This window comes from Streptosporangium sp. G12 (genome assembly GCF_052983175.1).
The window spans coordinates 1-18,041 of sequence record NZ_JBRIQO010000036.1; the positions used below are offsets into that span (position 1 = coordinate 1).

An 18,041-nucleotide genomic window follows, 5' to 3' on the forward strand; every position below is an offset into this window, starting at 1 on the left:
CCTGGTCGCCTTCGCGGTGATGTCCCTGGTCTGGGACGCCGGGGCCCGCCGCGCGATCGGCCTGCGCAAGCCGTACGCCGGAACCTTCGGCAAGGATCTGCCGAGCGCCCTGGCGGCGATGGCCCTGCTGCCCGCGGTGACCTACGTCGTCTCCTGGGCCGGCTGGTTCGCCTCCGCCGGCGGCTGGGGCCGCAACTGGGCGCAGGCGACCTCGCAGGGCCCGGGGTTCTTCGTCTTCGACTCGCTCCGGTCGTGGCTGAGCTACCACTTCCAGGTGCTCGGCTTCCACAACGGGCTGGCGACGCCGCACAACTACGAGTCAGACCCCTGGAGCTGGCCGCTGCTGCTGCGCCCGGTGGCGTTCTTCTACGAGAGCCCCACGGGCGCCTGCGGCGCCGACAGCTGCTCTCAGGCGGTGCTCGGGGTGGGCACCCCGGTCATCTGGTACGGCGGCCTGGTCGCCCTCATCGCCATGATCGCCTGGTACGTCGCCACCCGCGACTGGCGAGCCGGGGCCGTGCTCCTCGCCTACGCCGCCGGCTGGCTCCCCTGGTTCTACTACGCCATCGTCCACAACCGGACCATGTTCCTGTTCTACGCGGTCCCCATGGTCCCCTTCATGATCCTGGCGATCGTGCTCGCGGCCGGGCTGATCATCGGCCCGGCGAGCGCCCCGCAGGGACGCCGGATCGTCGGCGCCGCGGTCGTGGGGGCCTTCACCCTGCTGGCGCTCGTCAACTTCTGGTGGCTCTACCCGGTGCTCACCGCCGAGATCGTCCCGTACGCCGAGTGGAGTTCACGAATGCTTTTCAAGAAGGGCTGGATCTGAGCGTCCGCATATGAGCCACTTAGAAGACATTTCCTAGGGTAGGCACCGTGCAGGATCCATTACGTCACGTCCATCGTCAGAGCAGGCCCGCATACGGCAGACTTCGAAGCATGCCTGCACCGGACGTGGCCGCACTCCTGTCGGAGCTGGAGCGTTCCGAGCCAGCCTCCGCCGAGCACGCCCGTAGCGCGATCGACTGGCTGACCGGCGGCGAGCCACTGGAAACGATCACCGAGCTCAACGTGTGCGAGTTCCTCTGGTACACCCTGCCCTCCAAGGTCGCCGGAGACCGCCCGGCGATCGCCCGCGCGCTGGGCCGGTTGCTGCGGCTGGGCGGCCTCGAGCGCTACGCCGCCCTGTGCTCGTCGGCCACGACGGCCCAGATCCTGCGCACCTACGCCCGGCTGGGCGAGGACGCGGGAATGGCCGCGTACCAGACCGCCCTGGACGCGACGGGCGTGCTCCCGCCCGACGTCCCCGAGCTGCGGTGGAGCTCGATCATGGGCCCCGAGGAGCTGGGCGCGCACGGCGCCTGCTCGGCCGCGCTGGAGCTGGCCATCGTCTCCGGTGAGCTCGTCCCCGGCCCCGAGGAGCGGCAGAAGCTCACCAGCCACTGGCTCACCACGCCCCGTCCCGAGCTGGGCGGCGACAACTGGCTGCACCGGGTCCAGGGCGAGCGGCTCAACCGCTGGGTCCTCGGCCGGGGCACCGCCTGGCGCGAGCTCGCCCAGCCCTTCGAGGTGCGGTTGCACGCGCCCATCCCCGCGCCGGACGAGGACCACCTGGGAGCGCTGCGCTGGCTGCTGACCGTGGGCCGCCGCCCTGGAGGCATCCCGCTGACCCAGCGGTACAACCTCGCCCGGTCCGTGCTCGCCGAGAGCACCTGGAGCGGCGCGGAGCTGGCGGCCGTCCGCGAGGTGGCCCAGGACCAGATGGGCGCGCTGCGCCGGACCGGCAGGCGCCTGGTGACCACCCCGGCCGGCGAGCGCCTGCTCGCCGACGCCGACCTGCTCTGGGAGACCGCGGCCGCCGCCCTGCTCGCCCCCGCGTCGGGGGAGAACGGCTTCCGCGCCTCGGCCAGGGAGGTGGCGCTGATGCTGCTCGCCGACGGCGCCCCCGCCGACCGCGACCACGTCACCGCCGTGATCGACTGCGCGGAGTGGCAGACCGTGGAGGTCGACGCCTCGCTCACCGAGCTGGGCAGGCGCCTGGACGCCTTCGGCCTCCGCGTCGACGGCCGCCTCACCCCGGCGGGCCGCTCCGCCGCCCTGGCCGCCCTGCGCAGCCACGCCCTGCGGCCCCGCCAGTACGTCAACATGCCCTGACGGCACCATCCGTCACTCCTGTGCCCCTCCCGTCCCCCCGGCGCTTCGAACCGTACGGTGACCAGGGAAAAGCAGGGTGACGGAAGCCGACTATCTCTCTCTGGAAAGGGCAGTGGCCGCTGGTGCCCGAGCCCATCTCCGCTGACCGCGCCACAGCGGCGGCAGCGTCCCCGCCCGCCCCCGGCGTCCCGTCCGCGGAGACGTCCGCACCGGCCGCATCGACCGGGCCGGCCTCACCGGACGGAACCACGGGACCCCTCACCTCAGCCGGACCGGCCGCGCCCGCCACGTCAACCGGACCGGCCGGTTCCGCCACCTCGGCCGCGCCGGCCGCCGAACCCGCGGACCCCACGGACCCCAAGGCGCCCGAGGCGCCCGCGGCGCCCGAGCCGATCCTGACCTCCGCGGGCCCCCTGGTCCTGCCGCCCACCCCGCCGGCGGACCCCGGCGGCCCCGCGAGCGGGGCCGTAGCCGCGAGCACGGCCACCGCGTCCTCCGGTGCGGCCCCGCCCTCGGGTGCGGCCTCGCCCTCGGGGGTGGCGCCGAACCTCCCGTTCGGCCGTCCAGGGCGCTCGATGAGCAACAACCCCTTCGTGTTCGGCTTCACCGCCGCCCTGGGCGTGCTCACCGCCTGGTGGCTGGTGCAGGCCGTCGCGAGCGCGAGCTCGGTGCTGATCCTCATCGTCGTCTCGCTCTTCCTGGCCATCGGCCTGAACCCGGCCGTCGAGTTCCTCCAGCGGCGCAACGTCCCGCGCGCGATCGCCATCACCATCGTCTTCCTGGGCGTCATCCTCGTCTTCGTCGTCTTCGGCCTGGCCGTGGTCCCCCCGCTGACCACGCAGTCCGCCCAGTTCGTCGACCAGCTCCCGCAGTACGTCCAGGAGCTGCAGAACAACCCGGTGATCCGTGACCTCGACCAGCGCTTCCAGCTGCTGGAGAAGCTCCAGACGTACGTGACGAGCGGCGACTTCGGCACCCAGATGTTCGGCGGCGTGCTCGGCATCGGGACGGTCCTCATCGGGGCGGTCTTCAACTCGCTGACGGTGCTGGTGCTGACCCTCTACTTCCTGGGCTCGCTGAAGTCGCTCAAGCGGATGGCCTACCGCCTCGTCCCCCGGACCCGCCGGACCCGCGCGACCCTGCTCGGCGACCAGATCATCGACAGCATCGGCGGCTACGTCGCCGGGAACCTGATCATCTCGCTCATCGCCGGCGTGACGACCTTCATCTTCCTGAGCATCATGCAGGTCCCGTACGCCCTGGCGCTCGCCCTGATCGTGGCGCTCACCGACCTCATCCCCCTGGTCGGCGCCTTCATCGGCGCGGGGGTCGCCTCCCTGGTGGGGTTCTTCGTCTCCCCGACCGTCGGCATCGTCTGCCTCGTCTTCTTCACGATCTACCAGCAGATCGAGAACTACTGGATCGCCCCGGCCGTGATGAAGAGCTCGGTCGACGTGCCGCCGCTCGCCACGATCGTCGGCGCCCTGCTGGGTGGCGCGCTGCTCGGCGTGGTGGGGGCGCTGCTGGGCATCCCGATGGCCGCGGCCATCCTGCTCATCCTGCGGGAGGTGGTCCTGCCCCGGCAGGAACGCGCCTGACCGTCACGGGACGGGACCGCGCCGGGCTTCTCGGCGCACCCATACGTACATAACGACATAAAAAGATTTTTTAGCCTCTTCGCCGCAAAAGTACCGAGATGACGACAACATGCGGTAAAAGATCACTTGTACTTACTGCCTCCCTTTGGGGTACACGTGAAGAAGCATCTCCGACTCCTCGCGGCCCAGCTGCTCGCTGCGGTCCTCGTCCTTACCGCCTTCTCGGGCTCGGCCGGCGCGGCCACCTCCGACACCGACCCCCAGCTCGCCGCCGAGTGGCAGTCCGCCTGGGACACCCACAAGTTCTACGAGAACATTCCTCCCCTCCCGGAATCGGGGCGGAGCCGGGCGCAGGAGAGCATCTCGATCACGATCGACGCCCCCGTCAGCCGCGTGTTCCCGGCGTACTCGAACATCAACAACCACCTCGGCCTGCACTCGTTCCTGAAGCGGGTCGTCACCCACAAGGACTGCTTCCAGGACGGTAAGCGCCACATCAACTTCACCGCGGTCGAGGAGATCCCCTACGAGGGCTCGATCGTCGTCAGCAACACGCACGCGCAGCAGCGCATCGACTACGCGGACCTCTCCTACGAGACCGACACCTGGTCGCTGCCCGGCGTCGTCACGCACCAGAAGATCGTCTTCAAGAGGCTGAGCACGGGGAAGACCCAGGTCACCGAGTACCTCACCTTCGACGCGGACACCACGCTGATCGACTTCGTCGTCGCGGGCGGCGTCTCCTCCCACCAGGCGACGCAGGCGGGCCTGAAGCAGGCCATCGAGAACGGCGACATCTGACCGCACCCCGGCCGGAGCCCGCTCTCACGGGCGGTGTTCCCGCCGGGGAATGTGGCGGGAACGCCGTGGTGACCGGATGACTCCTCGCCCGAGGCGTCATCCGGTCACACCTCGTCCCGCCGCGACCTTCCACCGGTAGGACCCGAGGCAGGTGTCCGGGGAGTGGCCCCGGCCGAGGGCGACGGCGGGCTCCGGCCGGAGGGTCTGGCGCCGGTACTCGGGAGGATCCGGCAGCAGGACGAGAGGCGACCGGGCGGGTAGAGAACCGGAGCATTAGGGTTGTTCACGGGGTCAGGAGAGCCTTCCTGATCAAAGGTCCGGTACGGCGTTCGCAGCGCCCGCCGTGCCCGGCCTGTTTCAGACCGGCCGACCGGGGAGGAAACGGCCGAACTCGGCCTCATGCCAGGCATGCCGGTGGTCCGGATCCCGCGGACGGTCTACGACTCCGAGAATCGGCCGCCGGAGGTTCAGGAGTCGATCGTGGCCGCGGACAGCCACGAGTTCCGATACGAGGTGAGGATGCGGTGACGACACTCACCATCGGTGCCTGCCTGTCCCTCTCCGGCAAGCATGCCCGCTTCGGCGAGCAGGCCCGTCTCGGCTTGGAGATCTGGCACGCCTCGAACAGCGCGCTGGACCTGGTGATCCAGGACGACCGGAGCGACCCCGCAGTCCTGCGGGCATCCCTCCGCGAGCTGTCGAATCGCTGCGACATCCTGCTCGGCCCGTACTCGACCCGGCTGATGCGCGGGGCCGGCGATGTCGCCGCCGAGCTCGGCCGCCTGATCTGGAACCACGGCGGATCAGGTGACGACGTCGAGGCGGCCCACCCCGGACACGTCGTCTCGATCCCGACGCCTACCAGCCGGTACGCGGAGCCGTTCCTGCGGCATCTGGCCGAAACCGAGGCGCTCCCCGTACGGATCGTCTGCGGCAAGGGCGGTTTCGGCCGGCAGGTGGCCGCCGGCGCCGAGGCGATCGCGCGTTCCCTCGGCATCGACACGGTCCGGTTCGGTCCCGGTGACGACCTACCACGAACAGCCGAAGGCGCTTGGGCCCTCCTGTGTACCGGCGCCTTCGAAGAGGACATCGAGACGATCAGCCGGGCCAGATCACTGCCCGCGCCACCGCGGACGGTGTGCGCGGTGGCGGCGGGCGTCCGCGAGTTCGGCCAGGTGCTCGATGCCCCCTACGGCGCCTACGGGGTCGGGCAGTGGTTCCCCGGCACCGGAGACTCGGCCGAAGTGGGCGTCCGCGAATCTGACCTCCTCGCCGCCTATCAAGATCGAATCGGGACGCTTCCCGACTATCCAGCCGTTCAGGCGGTGGCCGCCGCGATCATCGCGACCCACTGCGCGGCGGCGGCCGGTGGCACGGGACGCGACGCATTGTGGTCGGCTGCCGCGTCGTTGGAGACGACCACGCTGTTCGGCGCATTCAAGATCGACCCCCACACCGGTACGCAGCTCGGCCACCGATCGACGCTCATCAGGTGGGAGTCCGACGGGCCTGTGGCGGCCTGAAGCCCGACAGCGGGTGACCCGGCGTGGAGAACCGGATGCCGACCGGCCGTGCTCGTTGTCACGAGCCCGGCCGCAACTCCCCGTCCAGCGCGTCGAGCCACTCGCCGGTGCCCCGCTCCCGCCACTCCGGCTCCTCGTGGCCGTCGAGGAAGGCGTCGTGCTCGGTGAGGACCAGCCGGGTGCCCTCGCCCTCGGGGACGAACTCCACCGTGGTGAACGACACCGTGACCAGGTCATCCCCTGCGGAGAGGGTGGAGGTGTAGACGATCCGCTCGTCCGGGACGATGTCCTGGTACGAGGACTCGAACGTCATGCCCGGACCGTGCTCGGGACCGCCGCGGTTGACCTCCCTGCCGCCGACCTTGAAGTCGAGGTGGTGCTCCCCGCCGGGAACGGCGAACCACCGGGCCTTCGCCACGGGGTCGGCCCAGGCGGCGAACACCCGCGACGGCGGAACAGCGTACGCCCGCTCCAGGGTGAACGTGGCATGCCTGACAGAACGATCGGCCATGGTCTTCTCCTTGTTCTGGGTTCCGAACATCCCGGCTCACTCGTCCAGGAGGTCGCCGAGCCGGTCGAGCCGGTGCTCCCAGGTGGTGCGCTGCCCGGCGATCCAGTTCTCGGCCGCCCGCAGCGCGCCGGGCTCGATGTGACAGGTGCGGACCCTTCCCGCCTTCTCGGTCCTGACCAGGCCGCACGCCTCGAGCACCTGCAGGTGCTGCATCACCGCCGGCAGTGACATGTCCAGGGGCCGGGCCAGCTCGCCGACCGACGCGGGCCCGCGAACCAGCCGCTCGACCATCTCACGCCGCGTCGGGTCCGCCAGCGCCTGGAACAGCCGGTCCAGCGAACCACCTTGGTTAAGCATGTACTTAAGTATTGCGCGCAAGGCGCCAACAGTCAAGCATCCACTTAAGTATTGATCGCGGGTTTGACCTTGCCGTAGCGTCAACGTTTCTAATGAGGGCATGCGGATCGGCGAGCTTGCCGCGCTGGTCGGGGTGTCCGCCCGGACCGTGCGCCACTACCACCACCTGGACCTTCTCCCCGAACCCGTGCGCCTGGCCAACGGCTACCGGGAGTACGGGCTGCGCGACGCGGTCATCCTGGCCCGGGTGCGACGGCTGGCCGAACTCGGCCTGTCGCTGGACGAGATCCGCGACGTGCTCGCCGACGACCGGGGCAAGGAACTGCGCGAGGTGCTCCTGGAGCTGGACGCGGACCTGGCCAGGCAGCAGGAGGCCATCGGCGCCAGGCGGGACCGGCTGGCCGCGCTGCTGGCGGAGGCGGACCCGCACCCCGACTCGATGGTCTCCCCCGACATGGCGGCGGTGCTCCGCGACCTTCCCGCCACGGGTTCGAGGTTCGCCGAGATCGACCGCGAGCTGCTGGCGCTGCTGGACACCGTGGCCGACCCGTCCGGCCGGGCACAGATGATCGACCTGATGCGCCCGCTCACCGAGCCCGACGCGCTCGCGCGGGGACACGACCTCTACCGGCGGCTGGACGAGCTCGCGGACGCGGACCCCGGCGATCCCCGCGTCGCGGCGCTCGCCGCCGACCTCGTCGCCCACATCCCCGGCGAGATGGCCGCGGTGATGGTCGCGAACCTGGATCCGCCCCCCGACCCCTCGCGCCCGCCCGGACCCGGCCCGGAGGAGCGGCCGGACGGCGGGCGGTGGCTGGAGACGATGTACGCCGAGGTGTCCCCCGCCCAGGCCGAGGTTTTCCAGCTGGTCATGACGACACTCAAGGAGAGAGCCTGATGCTCAGGGCCGCCCGCGCCGCGCTGTTCGCCGTCATCCCCATGGAGATGCTGCTCGTGGTCCTGCTGGTGTCGGGGGTGCCGCTGCCCGGCCCGGTGATCGTGGTGGCGGAGCTGGCCGTCGCGTCGATGCTCGTCCTGGAGGCGGTGACCGCGTACCGGCTTTTCAGGGCCGAGCGCCGGGGCGGCGCCGACCGGCGGGCGGCGCTCGTGGCGACCTTCCACCTCCTGGTGCCCGTGCAGGTGCGCAGGCTCGTGGGATTCGAGCTGAAGGGCCTGGTGAGCATCGCCCTGTGGATCGCGCGCCGCGACGGCGTGCCGCCCGGCGCCACCGCCGCGCCGTACTCGCGGGAGCAGTCGTCGATCCTTCTGGTGTTCCTGTTCGTGATGGTCGTGGAGACGGTGGGGATCGATCTGCTGCTGAAGGCGCTCGACGTGCCGCACGGGGTGCGCCTCGCCGTGCTGGTGGCCGACCTCTACGGGATCCTGTACGTGTTCATGCTCGGCGCGGCCGGCGTCACCCGGCCCCACGTCGTGACTCCCGGGGAACTGCGCATCCGCTCCGGGGTGTACTTCGACCTGCGCGTCCCCCGCGATCTGATCTCCTCGGTACGGCTGTCGCGCGCCTACAACGAGAGCGGCATGATCACCCTGACAGGCTCGCGGCTCAGCGTGGTGGTGTCCTCCCAGACCAACGTGGTCGTCGAGCTGACCGAGCCGGTCACCGTGGTCCGCCCCCTCGGCGGCCGCGCCGAGGCCACCACGATCCGCTTCTTCACCGACACCCCCGACGCCCTGCTGAACGCCCTGCGATCCTCCCCGCACCACAGCGCACCCTGACACCCCGGAACCGCCGTCGCCCGTGACCCCCTGCCGGGTCCGGCCGGGTGCCGTGGCCGGACCCGGCCGGAGCCCACGACCGGGTCCGGCCTGGTGTCACGACCAGGCGCCGGTGGCGGCGATCCGGGTCGCGTAGTCCTCGAACGCGACCGGGGGGCGGCCGAGCACCCGCTGGACCCCGTCGGCGGGCTCGGCGGTGTGACCGGCGCGGTGCAGGGCGAACAGGGCGTTCAGCGCACTGACCGCCGCCCCCGGGTACCCCTGGGCGAGCAGCTCGGTCCGGTAGGCCTCCGGGGTCAGTTCGACGTACTCGACGGACCGGCCCGCGGCCCGTGCGACGACCTCGACGGCCGCGCCGAAGGTCAGCCCGCGCGGCCCCGACAGGTCGTACGTCCGCCCCGCGTGCCCGTCCCCCGTCAGCACCGCCGCGGCGACCGCGGCGACGTCGTCGACGTCGACGAACGGCTCGGGCACGTCGCCGATCGGCAACGCCAGCCGCCCCGCCCGCAGCGGCGCGTGCCACAGGTCCTCGTCGAAGTTCTGGTTGAAGTTGTTCGGCCGCAGGATCGTCCACTCCGCCCCCGAGTCGCGCACGGCCCGCTCCGCGGCGGCCATGCCCTGCCCGAAGTCCTCGCCGACCAGGTCCAGTCCCCGGCCGGACAGCACCACGAAGCGCCTGACGTCCGCGGCCCGCTTGACGAAGTCGTGAACCGGGGCGGGGTCGTCGGGCGCCACCAGGTACACCGCTTCGACGCCTCGCAGCGCGTTCTCCCAGGTGGCGGGCTCCGACCAGTCGAAACGCACCTCGCTGGAACGGGACGCGGGCCGTACCCGCTCTCCCTCCGCGCGCAGCCGCCGCACCACCCGGCGTCCGGTCTTGCCCGTCGCGCCCAGAATCAGGATCTCTCTCATGTCACAGAGCCAACCGCGCGGGGAGCCGGCCGCCCATGGCCGGGCGTACGCCGCGCCTGTCCGATCGTCCCGTTGTCGTGGCATTCCAGGCGTACGCCGCGCCTGTCCGATCATCCCGTTATCGTGAGCGGCATGGACCCGTACGACGACCTGTTGCGGGGGGTGCGCGGCGAGGGCTCCGTCTTCGGCGTCTTCGGCGTCTTCGGCGCGTCGGTGCTGTCGCCGCCGTGGGCACTCAGGTTCGCCGACGGTCCCTCCCTGACGCTCTGCGTCCCCCTGCGCGGCGAGGGGTGGATCGTCCAAGGGGACGACGCCCGGCGGGTACGGATGGGCGAGGCGGCGATCGTGCGCGGGCCGGAGCCCTTCGTGTTCGCGGACACCGACACGCCGCGTCCGGCGCGGGACGTCCGCCGCGACGGCGCCGTCGCCGGTGACCTGACCGGTCACACCATCCTGCTGGCCGGGTCGTACCGGGTCAACGGCGAGGTCGCCCGCCGCCTGGTCCGGGTGCTGCCTCCCGTGCTCGTCGTACCGGACGACCATGACTGCGCCACCATGGGCGCCTACCTCGAGGCGCAGCTCCTCTCCGGCCGCCCGGGTCACCAGATCGTGCTGGACCGGCTGCTCGACTGGCTGCTGGTGTGCACGCTGCGCGACTGGTTCGACCGGCCGGAGGCGGTCAGTCCCGGTTGGTACGCCGCCCTGAGCGACGACGTGGCCGGACCGGCTCTGCGCGCCATCCACGACGACCCGTCCAGGCCGTGGACGCTCGCCTCGCTCGCGACCGCCGCGAGCGTCTCGCGCACCACTCTGGCCAGGCGGTTCACCGAGCTCGTGGGCGAGCCGCCGATGACGTACCTGACGGAGTGGCGGATGGCGCTCGCCGCCGACATGCTGGCCGAGCCCGCCGCGACGGTCGCCACGGTGGCGCGCAGGGTGGGCTACTCCGACGCGTTCGGCTTCAGCTCGGCGTTCAAACGCGTCCTGGGCGTGAGCCCGAGCGCCTACCGCGACGGCACCGGCGCCGTCGCCACCAGCGACACCGGCGACACCGGCGACACCGGCGACACCGGCGACACCGCCCAGACCCGCCCCTCCCCGCGGAACGCCTGACGGGAACACCTCTCCAAAGAGACGTCCGGCCGTGTCCATCGGACGATGTGAGCCCGCCGGGCGCGCGGCGAGGATGCCCCGCATGACAAGGGAAAGACGAGCCACCGCCGAGGCGGTGCACCGTGACGCGTGGTTCCCGGGCCGCCTGATCGGAGGGGCGGCGCTCATCGCCGGGCCGGTCGTGTGGTTCGCGGGTCTGCTGCTGCGCCATCTGATCCTTCATTCGGGGGCCTTCACCTCCGAGCAGCTCGCCCGGTTCGACGAGCAGCCGTTCGCCGCCCCCGCGCAGCTGGCCGCGTACGCCCGCGACCCGTCGCTGGTCACGGCCGGTTACGCCGTTTTCTGCGCGGGGGCCGTGCTGCTGCTTTTCGCGATCATCACGTTCGCGCGCGTCGTCGCCACCCGGCGTCCCGGGCTCGCGTTCTGGGGTGCCGCGCTCTTCGTCCTCGGCCTGTGCGCGCGGCTGTACTTCACCGGAGTCGAGCAAACCCTGTTCCAGCTGACGGAGCGGCTGGGCCTCGACCAGACGACCAGGCTGGCGATGGACACCTATGTGGACATCTCCTACGGGCCGTGGCTGGTTCCCGTCCTCTGCTCCGCCGGGGCGTATCCGGGGACGCTGCTCCTGGCCGTGGGCGCCTACCGGTCGGGGACGTTCGGGCCGGCCCGGTGCCTTCTGGTGCTCGGGTGGGGGACGCTGTGGGGAGGGGTGCTCAAGGAGAGCCTTCTCTCCGACGTCGTCCTGGCCGGCCTCGCCTGCCTCGCGTTCGTCCCTCTCGGCGTCCAGGTGCTGCGCGACCGCCTGCCTGACGTCCGGACATGGACGGAGCGGGCCGACCGCGTGCCGTCGCGACCGCTGATCTGGTGACGGACCGGCCTACCCTGGACTCCGTGGTGGATACGTCATGGGTGTGGTCGCCACGCGATCGCCTGGCCCCTCGATCGCTGCCTGTCCTTGCCTTCTGCGCCGCGTTCTTCCCGGTTGTCAGCGGGTCGCGGTCGTACGTCCAGAACCTGCTGCAACTGTCCCTGGTCCATGACTACGCGCAGGCCGCGACGGTCGGGCTGCTGGCCGCGTTCGGGGTCGCGGTGGCGCCGAGGCGGATGTGGCCGCTGCTGGCGGTCACGGCCGTGGACGCGGCGGTGCGGTCGCCGGGCCTCCTGGTGGCGGTGACCTCCTACGTCGTGGCGACGACCTGCCGGCGTCGGTCCCATCTGGCGATCTACGCGATGTTCGCGAGCCTTCTCTTCGTGGTACCGCCGCCCGGGGCCGCCCTGGCCTCCTCGCTCGGTGGCGTCGCCCTGTTCGTCTGGCTCCCGATGGCACTGGGGCTGTGGGCCACCGCCCGCGAGCAGGTGCTGGAAGGGCTGCGCGAGCGGGCCGACCGGCTGGAGGGCGAGCAGTTCGTCCGTACCGAGCGGGCCCGCGCGCAGGAGCGGGCCCGGATAGCGAGGGACATGCACGACGTGGTGGCACACCGCGTCTCGCTGATGGTGCTGCACGCGGGAGCATTGGAGATAAACGCGGTGGAGCATGACACCGCGACGCGGGCGGAGCTCATCCGCACCACGGGAGTGGAGGCGCTCACGCAGCTCAGAGCGGTCCTCGGGGTGCTGAACGGATCCTCTGCCGAACACCCTCGTCCCGCCGGAGACCCCCTCGTCGAGCGGCCCTCGCTGGCGGAGCTCGACCGGCTGCTCGACCGGTCGAGGTCGGCGGGCGTTCCCGTCGAACGGCGGGACGAGGGCACGGCTCGCACGCTTCCCGCGATGGTCGAGCACGCCGCCTACCGTGTCGTGCAGGAGGCGCTCACCAACGTCCACAAGCACGCGGGCGCGGTCGCGACCCGGGTGACGGTACGGTTCCTCCCCTCCGCGCTGGAGGTGACGGTCGGCAACGCCCCGGGAGGCGACGGCCGCGTCCTGCCTGGTGGCGGGTTCGGTCTCGTCGGCCTGAGGGAGCGTGTCGAATTGCTGGGCGGGGAGTTCACGGCCCGGCGGGGGGCGGACGGGGACTTCCTGGTGCGGGCATGGCTTCCGGCGTGATCCGGGTTCTCGTCGTCGACGACGAGGCTCTCGTACGGGCCGGGCTCCGCCTGATCCTGGAGGCGGCCGACGACATCGACGTCGTCGCCGAGGCGGAGGGCGGCGGCCAGGCGGTGACCGCCGTCCTCGGGCACCGGCCCCAGGTCGTGCTCATGGACGTCCGGATGCCCGGCATGGACGGCCTGGCCGCGCTCAAGGAGATCAACCGGTCGCCGGGCGCGCCGAAGGTGGTGATGCTGACCACCTTCGACCTCGACGACTACGTCCACACCGCCCTGCGGCTGGGAGCGGCCGGCTTCCTGCTGAAGGACACCGCGCCTCGTGACCTGATCACGGCCGTCCGCACGGTGGCCGGGGGCAACGCCATGCTCGCCCCGACGGTCACCAGACGGCTGATCGACGCGTTCGCCGACCGGTGGTCACCGGACGCCCACGCCGCCCGGGAGCGGCTGGCCGTGCTGACCGGCAAGGAGAGGCAGGTCGCCGATGCCGTCGCCCGAGGGCTGGCCAACAACGAGATCGCCCGTGAACTCGCCATGAGCGAGACCACGGTCAAGGCCCACGTCAGCCGCTCGCTCGCCAAACTCCGGCTGACCAACCGCGTCCAGATCGCTCTCCTCGTCCGGGATTCCGGCGCCTGTTGACCCGTGAGCCTTTCGTCTCCCGACGAACGTCTCCCGACGAACCCGAGGGCATCCGGTGAACGCGAACGCTCGGGCCCGGCGCGCCCGGTGACCGCTTCGTCGCCCGCGCGGATCGGTTCCCGCCTTCGCGGTGTTTCTGTCGGTGTGCGGCGCTAGGTTCCCGATTCATGATCGACCGTTCAGCGGCCGGCAGGGCCGCATGGGAGCAGTGCAGCAGGGTGCGGGTGGTGCCACCCGTCCAGCCCCGCAAGCTGGCGAAGGTCCCCTTCGTCGAGCTGGCGGACGGACGGCTGCAGGGTGTCGTGTCGAGCGGCTCGGACATCAGCCGCGTCTACGTCTCCTCCATCGCCGCGGGCACCCACGCCTACAACTGCAGTACCAACAACAACCGCCCGTGCGGCGGCCTGTACGGCTCGCCGTGCAAGCATCTGCGGGCCCTCGCCGCCGAGGCCGTCCTGCAGTACGGCACCGACCGGGTGGCGCGCTACCTGCGGGCGGAGGTCTCCGAGGAAGCCGAGCTGATCGACTGCCTGCGAGGTGGCCACGAGCCCGCCCCGGCGGCCATGGTGTTCAGCCGCTTCCTTCGCCATCTGGCCTACCTGGAGCTGCCCGACACCACCGCGCCGATCCCCGAGCTCCACTGGTTCCCGGCCACGTTCCCGGCCACGGGGGTGGTGCGCTGATGCTCCCCGTGCAGCTGACCGAACTGCTCGACGGTGACCCGGCGGGTCTCGGGGAGGCGCTGGACCTGGTGACCGGCCTCGACGAGGCGCTGGTGCACGGGCTGGCCCGGCTCGCCGAGGAACGCGCCGCCGCGCTGACCGCGCTCGCCGACGCCTTCGCGCTCACCCCGCTGGGCGAGGGGCTCGCGGAGGCCACAGCCAAGATCACCGCAGGCTCGATCACCGAGGAGTCGCTGACGACGCTGGCCGGCGGCCGGGCCGCGCTGCTCGGCGCCGTGCACGACGCCCTGCTGGCCGACCTGGACGGGGCGCTCGGGCGCGAACGCGACACGTGGCAGGCCGCGCCCGCCCCCGAGACGGACTCCGGAAACCTGCTCGGCGCCGCCCGGTCCTGGCTGTGCGAGCTGGCCATCACCGGCTGGCGCGGTGTCGACCACGGTCTCGTCTCCGCCGCCGACCAGGTCATCGAGGCGCTGCTGGCCGTGCCGGGGCGGCGCAGGCCGGCGGTGCTGCTCGACGGCCTCGCGGCCGAGCTGCGTGCCTCCTGCCCGGTCGGCACGATGGAGCGGCTGCCGGTACGGCGCTGGGCCGACCTGTGGACCCGGGCCCTCCTCCTGACCGGCACGGGCGGCCGGACCGGCGAGTCCGCTCCGGCCGGCCGTCCGCCGGAACTGTCGGGACGGCTGCTGATCCTCGGCGTCGACGTGCACGAGCACTCCACCGCCGTCCAGGCGCAGGTGCACGGGGTGCTGGAACCCGCCGGCGGTGGGCAGGCCCGGCTGGTGCGCGCCACCGTCGCCGCCGCCAAGGTGGACACCATCGTCGGTCCCGCCGTGTGGAAGCTGCTGCACCGCCACCCCCTGCTGCTGGGCGCGCTGGCCGGACGGCGCAGCCTGGAGATCACCGACATGCCGGTGCTGGCAGGCGGCGACCTGCTGTGGGACGACGGCCGGGCGCGGGCCGGAGAACCGGCCGACCCCTTCGCCGTGGCCAGGCTCCGGCTCGCCGGCGTGCTCGCGCCCGCCGTGCCGCCCCTCGACCGCCACCCGGTGCGCATCGCCGAGCCCGTGCTGGTGGAGGGCTACAAGGTCACCGCGGACGGCTCGTTCGACCTGGGCGGCGCCGTGCTCACCGTCGACACCGGCCTGCTGCCCGCCTGCGGACCGCTCACCCCGAAGCTGGTGGCCGGCTCCTCGGCGTGCATCGGGCTGGTCCGCTGGGACGACGGCCGCTGGCTGCTGCAGCCGCTGGCCGTCCAGACCAAGGTCAAGCGCGAGACGCTCGACGTGCACACCGGCGACTGGGCGCTGGGGCCCACCGACCCCAAGGTGGTGAAGTCCGAGGCCAGGACCGGAGACGCGGTCACCATCCTGCGCGAGCGGGCCGGACGGTTGCTGCGACGATGAGCGAGAACAGCCACGACACCGTGACGAGTGCCGAGCAGAACCGCCGTCAGGTTCTCTACTGGCGGCTGCTCGCCCGCCTCTTCGACAACGACGAGCAGCCCGCGCTGGAGACCGCGAGCGCGGCCGTCCTCGACGACCTCGGCCTGCCGGGGGCATTGCTCGACCCCTCGGTGTCGGTCGACACCCTGGTGCAGCGCTTCCCCGAGCTGGCCGCCGACTTCCAGACCCTGACGACACCGCCGGAGCACGCGACCGGTGAATCCGATACGTCCGGCGCGGAGGTGCGCAGGGCGGCCCTGGTGTCGAAACTGCTGCTCAACGTCTTCGCCACCGGGACGGGCGAGGTCACCGCCACCCGGCTCGCGGCCTGGCAGCAGGACGCGGGCTGGTTCAGGCAGGCCCTGGGCGGTACGCGCGGCCACGGGACCGGCCCAGAAGGCGGTCCCGGGAACGGCCACGGAAACGACCCCGGGAACGGGAACGGGAACGGCCGCGCGGCGGGCGGCGAGAGCGGCCGTGGCGGCGGCACCGAGAGTGACCGCGAGCTGGCCGCGGTGCTGGCCGGCCTGGAGGCCGACCTGGTCAGCCGCATGCGGTTGCGTGAGGTGCTGGCCGACCCGGTGCTGGCCAGGCAGCTCACGCCGAGCATGTCGCTCGTCGAGCAGCTGCTGCGCGACAAGTCCAACCTCTCGGGGGTGGCGCTGGCCAACGCCAAGGCGCTGATCCGCAGGTTCGTCGACGAGGTCGCCGAGGTGCTCCGCACGCAGGTCGAGAAGGCCGGCGCGGGCGTCATCGACCGGTCGGTGCCGCCCAAGCGGGTCTTCCGCAACCTCGACGTCGAACGCACGATCTGGAAGAACCTCGTCAACTGGAATCCCGAGGACCAGCGGCTCTACGTCGACCGGCTGTACTACCGGCGCACCGCCAGACGCACCACCCCCGCCCGGATGATCGTGGTCGTCGACCAGTCGGGCTCGATGGTCGACGCGATGGTCAACTGCACCATCCTGGCGTCGATCTTCGCCGGGCTGCCCAAGGTGGACGTGCACCTGATCGCCTACGACACCCGCGCTCTCGACCTCACCCCGTGGGTGCACGACCCGTTCGAGGTGCTGCTGCGAACCCAGCTCGGCGGCGGCACCGACGGCACGGCCGCCCTGACCCTGGCCCAGCCGAAGGTCGCCGACCCGCGCAACACCGTGGTCGTGTGGATCTCGGACTTCTACGAATGGCGGTCCGAGGCCGTCTTCGCCGGCATGGAGGCACTGCACCGCTCCGGTGTCCGGCTCATCCCGGTGGGCTCGGTGAACAGCGGCGGCCAGCAGAGCGTCAATCCGTGGTTCCGGCAGAAGCTCAAGGACCAGGGCACGCCGGTGATCTCCGGCCACATCCGCAAGCTCGTACTCGAACTGAAGAACTTCCTCGCTTAGGAGACCCCCGATGACCAACGAGATGTTGCGCGCCCCCGCCGAGGTGAAGTACGCCGAGGAGCTCGACTGGCTGGAGTCGGTCGACGACGGTCCCAAGCCGTTCTCCTGGCGGCTCAGCCCCCGGATGGTGCGGCTGTTCGTGCTCGGCTCCGAGCGCGCCGACGGGCTGGAGCGGGAGATCCCGCAGAAGTGGTTCGGTGACCGCAGTTTCGTCGAGCGCAGCATCGTGACGCTCGCCTCCGACCGCGGTCTGCTCCTGATCGGCGACCCCGGGACCGGCAAGAGCTGGCTGGCCGAACTGCTCTCCGCGGCGATCTGCCGCAACTCCACCCTGGGCGTCCAGGGCACGGCCGGGACGACCGAGGACCACATCAAGTACTCGTGGAACGTCTCCATGGTGATCGCCAAGGGCCAGTCCCGCGAGTCGATGATCCCCTCGCCGATCATGACGGCGATGGAGCAGGGCGTGATCGGGCGCTTCGAGGAACTGACCCGCTCGACCAGCGACGTGCAGGACGCTCTGATCTCGATCCTGTCCGAGAAGTACATGTCCATCCCCGAGCTCGACACCGACAACATCGTGTTCGCCCGGCCCGGGTTCTCCATCATCGCCACGGCCAACAGCCGCGACCGGGGGGTGAACGACCTGTCCTCGGCGCTGAAGCGCCGGTTCAACTTCGTCAGGATCCCGGTCGTGACGAGCAAGGCCAGCGAGGCGGAGATCGTCCGTTTCCGCACCGAGGAGCTGCTGCGCCGCCACCGGATCGAGCTGGACCTGCCGCCCACGCTGCTGGACATCCTGCTGCAGAGCTTCGCCGACCTGCGCGCCGCGGCGGCCTCGGCCGGCAGCGAGGACGAGAAGCTGGAGTCGGCGCTGTCCACCGCCGAGCAGATCGGCGTGCTGGAGGACGCCATCCTGCACAGCAACTTCTTCGGCGACCGCACCCTGCGCGCCCAGACGCTGGCCGGCGCCCTGGTGGGCTCGCTGGCCAGGCGCGCCCCCGAGGACCTGGCCATCCTGAACAAGTACTGGCACGGGGTCGTCGAGCCGCGCAGCCAGCGGGAGGGCGGGGAGTGGACGGCCTTCCTCGAAGGCGGCCGCCAGGCCATCTCCACGCTGTCATGA

17 protein-coding genes and 2 pseudogenes are annotated in these 18,041 nt (G+C 71.6%); 16 read left to right on the plus strand and 3 right to left on the minus strand.

Going from position 1 to position 18,041, the window contains the following annotated elements; translation table 11 throughout:
* From ACVCAG_RS39595 to ACVCAG_RS39620, 6 genes and pseudogenes are all read left to right on the plus strand, one after another.
* A pseudogene (locus ACVCAG_RS39595) lies at positions 1 to 829 on the plus strand (phospholipid carrier-dependent glycosyltransferase); the annotation flags it as partial.
* Between the two features lie 110 nt (positions 830 to 939).
* On the plus strand, positions 940 to 2,154 hold the full coding sequence (locus tag ACVCAG_RS39600; protein WP_440088225.1) for a hypothetical protein: 1,215 nt from the start codon (positions 940 to 942) through the stop codon (positions 2,152 to 2,154).
* Between the two features lie 575 nt (positions 2,155 to 2,729).
* Positions 2,730 to 3,752, plus strand: coding sequence for an AI-2E family transporter (locus ACVCAG_RS39605; RefSeq protein ID WP_440088224.1), 1,023 nt, complete (start codon positions 2,730 to 2,732; stop codon positions 3,750 to 3,752).
* Positions 3,753 to 3,908: 156 nt separating this feature from the next.
* Positions 3,909 to 4,553: a hypothetical protein gene (locus ACVCAG_RS39610; protein ID WP_447191346.1), complete on the plus strand. Its 645-nt coding sequence runs from the start codon at positions 3,909 to 3,911 to the stop codon at positions 4,551 to 4,553.
* A 375-nt stretch (positions 4,554 to 4,928) separates the two neighbouring features.
* Positions 4,929 to 5,081 (plus strand): annotated as a pseudogene (locus ACVCAG_RS39615) (UTRA domain-containing protein); the annotation flags it as partial.
* A complete protein-coding gene (locus tag ACVCAG_RS39620; RefSeq protein WP_440088221.1) occupies positions 5,078 to 6,076 on the plus strand; it encodes an ABC transporter substrate-binding protein in 999 nt (332 codons plus the stop codon). The pseudogene ACVCAG_RS39615 and the gene ACVCAG_RS39620, both read left to right, overlap by 4 nt.
* Before the next feature lie 58 nt (positions 6,077 to 6,134).
* Here ACVCAG_RS39620 and ACVCAG_RS39625 read toward each other — a convergent pair whose 3' ends face one another.
* Positions 6,135 to 6,587, minus strand: coding sequence for an SRPBCC family protein (locus tag ACVCAG_RS39625; RefSeq protein ID WP_440088220.1), 453 nt, complete (start codon positions 6,585 to 6,587; stop codon positions 6,135 to 6,137).
* 36 nt (positions 6,588 to 6,623) lie between these two features.
* The gene (locus tag ACVCAG_RS39630) at positions 6,624 to 6,944 is read right to left on the minus strand and encodes a metalloregulator ArsR/SmtB family transcription factor (protein WP_440088218.1); all 321 of its coding nucleotides are present in this window, start codon (positions 6,942 to 6,944) and stop codon (positions 6,624 to 6,626) included.
* A 100-nt stretch (positions 6,945 to 7,044) separates the two neighbouring features.
* Here ACVCAG_RS39630 and ACVCAG_RS39635 point away from each other — a divergent pair, with 100 nt between their 5' ends.
* Together ACVCAG_RS39635 and ACVCAG_RS39640 are read left to right on the plus strand one after the other, a co-directional pair.
* Positions 7,045 to 7,842 (plus strand): MerR family transcriptional regulator, encoded by a 798-nt coding sequence (locus ACVCAG_RS39635; RefSeq protein ID WP_440088216.1) that lies wholly within the window; start codon positions 7,045 to 7,047, stop codon positions 7,840 to 7,842.
* The gene (locus ACVCAG_RS39640; protein WP_447191347.1) at positions 7,842 to 8,681 is read left to right on the plus strand and encodes a hypothetical protein; all 840 of its coding nucleotides are present in this window, start codon (positions 7,842 to 7,844) and stop codon (positions 8,679 to 8,681) included. The genes ACVCAG_RS39635 and ACVCAG_RS39640 overlap by 1 nt, the downstream gene beginning before the upstream one ends.
* A 96-nt stretch (positions 8,682 to 8,777) precedes the next feature.
* On the opposite strand, the gene ACVCAG_RS39645 is transcribed toward ACVCAG_RS39640, so the two are convergent.
* Positions 8,778 to 9,593 (minus strand): NAD(P)H-binding protein, encoded by an 816-nt coding sequence (locus ACVCAG_RS39645; RefSeq protein ID WP_440088212.1) that lies wholly within the window; start codon positions 9,591 to 9,593, stop codon positions 8,778 to 8,780.
* Positions 9,594 to 9,725: 132 nt separating this feature from the next.
* Here ACVCAG_RS39645 and ACVCAG_RS39650 point away from each other — a divergent pair, with 132 nt between their 5' ends.
* The 8 genes from ACVCAG_RS39650 (at position 9,726) to ACVCAG_RS39685 (ending at position 18,041) form a co-directional block, all read left to right on the plus strand.
* Positions 9,726 to 10,706 (plus strand): cupin domain-containing protein, encoded by a 981-nt coding sequence (locus ACVCAG_RS39650; RefSeq protein WP_440088210.1) that lies wholly within the window; start codon positions 9,726 to 9,728, stop codon positions 10,704 to 10,706.
* Between the two features lie 82 nt (positions 10,707 to 10,788).
* Positions 10,789 to 11,574: a hypothetical protein gene (locus tag ACVCAG_RS39655; protein WP_440088209.1), complete on the plus strand. Its 786-nt coding sequence runs from the start codon at positions 10,789 to 10,791 to the stop codon at positions 11,572 to 11,574.
* A 23-nt stretch (positions 11,575 to 11,597) separates the two neighbouring features.
* On the plus strand, positions 11,598 to 12,752 hold the full coding sequence (locus ACVCAG_RS39660) for a histidine kinase (RefSeq protein WP_440088208.1): 1,155 nt from the start codon (positions 11,598 to 11,600) through the stop codon (positions 12,750 to 12,752).
* Positions 12,749 to 13,396, plus strand: coding sequence for a response regulator (locus tag ACVCAG_RS39665; RefSeq protein ID WP_440088228.1), 648 nt, complete (start codon positions 12,749 to 12,751; stop codon positions 13,394 to 13,396). Before ACVCAG_RS39660 ends, ACVCAG_RS39665 begins: the two co-directional genes overlap by 4 nt.
* A gap of 167 nt (positions 13,397 to 13,563) precedes the next feature.
* On the plus strand, positions 13,564 to 14,079 hold the full coding sequence (locus ACVCAG_RS39670; protein WP_440088207.1) for a hypothetical protein: 516 nt from the start codon (positions 13,564 to 13,566) through the stop codon (positions 14,077 to 14,079).
* Positions 14,079 to 15,485, plus strand: coding sequence for a hypothetical protein (locus ACVCAG_RS39675; RefSeq protein WP_440088205.1), 1,407 nt, complete (start codon positions 14,079 to 14,081; stop codon positions 15,483 to 15,485). Before ACVCAG_RS39670 ends, ACVCAG_RS39675 begins: the two co-directional genes overlap by 1 nt.
* On the plus strand, positions 15,482 to 16,915 hold the full coding sequence (locus ACVCAG_RS39680; RefSeq protein WP_440088204.1) for a vWA domain-containing protein: 1,434 nt from the start codon (positions 15,482 to 15,484) through the stop codon (positions 16,913 to 16,915). Before ACVCAG_RS39675 ends, ACVCAG_RS39680 begins: the two co-directional genes overlap by 4 nt.
* Positions 16,916 to 16,925: 10 nt before the next feature.
* Positions 16,926 to 18,041 carry an AAA family ATPase gene (locus ACVCAG_RS39685; protein ID WP_440088202.1) on the plus strand — a complete coding sequence of 372 codons (1,116 nt, stop codon included), beginning with the start codon at positions 16,926 to 16,928 and terminating at the stop codon, positions 18,039 to 18,041.

What these genes read in the sequence shown, in the direction of transcription:
- ACVCAG_RS39600 (WP_440088225.1), top strand. Translation starts at nt 940, where the DNA reads ATGCCTGCACCGGACGTGGCCGCACTCCTGTCGGAGCTGGAGCGTTCC.
- ACVCAG_RS39605 (WP_440088224.1), top strand. Translation starts at nt 2,730, where the DNA reads ATGAGCAACAACCCCTTCGTGTTCGGCTTCACCGCCGCCCTGGGCGTG.
- ACVCAG_RS39625 (WP_440088220.1), bottom strand. Translation starts at nt 6,587, where the DNA reads ATGGCCGATCGTTCTGTCAGGCATGCCACGTTCACCCTGGAGCGGGCG.
- ACVCAG_RS39630 (WP_440088218.1), bottom strand. Translation starts at nt 6,944, where the DNA reads ATGCTTAACCAAGGTGGTTCGCTGGACCGGCTGTTCCAGGCGCTGGCG.
- ACVCAG_RS39635 (WP_440088216.1), top strand. Translation starts at nt 7,045, where the DNA reads ATGCGGATCGGCGAGCTTGCCGCGCTGGTCGGGGTGTCCGCCCGGACC.
- ACVCAG_RS39640 (WP_447191347.1), top strand. Translation starts at nt 7,842, where the DNA reads ATGCTCAGGGCCGCCCGCGCCGCGCTGTTCGCCGTCATCCCCATGGAG.
- ACVCAG_RS39645 (WP_440088212.1), bottom strand. Translation starts at nt 9,593, where the DNA reads ATGAGAGAGATCCTGATTCTGGGCGCGACGGGCAAGACCGGACGCCGG.
- ACVCAG_RS39650 (WP_440088210.1), top strand. Translation starts at nt 9,726, where the DNA reads ATGGACCCGTACGACGACCTGTTGCGGGGGGTGCGCGGCGAGGGCTCC.
- ACVCAG_RS39655 (WP_440088209.1), top strand. Translation starts at nt 10,789, where the DNA reads ATGACAAGGGAAAGACGAGCCACCGCCGAGGCGGTGCACCGTGACGCG.
- ACVCAG_RS39670 (WP_440088207.1), top strand. Translation starts at nt 13,564, where the DNA reads ATGATCGACCGTTCAGCGGCCGGCAGGGCCGCATGGGAGCAGTGCAGC.
- ACVCAG_RS39675 (WP_440088205.1), top strand. Translation starts at nt 14,079, where the DNA reads ATGCTCCCCGTGCAGCTGACCGAACTGCTCGACGGTGACCCGGCGGGT.
- ACVCAG_RS39680 (WP_440088204.1), top strand. Translation starts at nt 15,482, where the DNA reads ATGAGCGAGAACAGCCACGACACCGTGACGAGTGCCGAGCAGAACCGC.
- ACVCAG_RS39685 (WP_440088202.1), top strand. Translation starts at nt 16,926, where the DNA reads ATGACCAACGAGATGTTGCGCGCCCCCGCCGAGGTGAAGTACGCCGAG.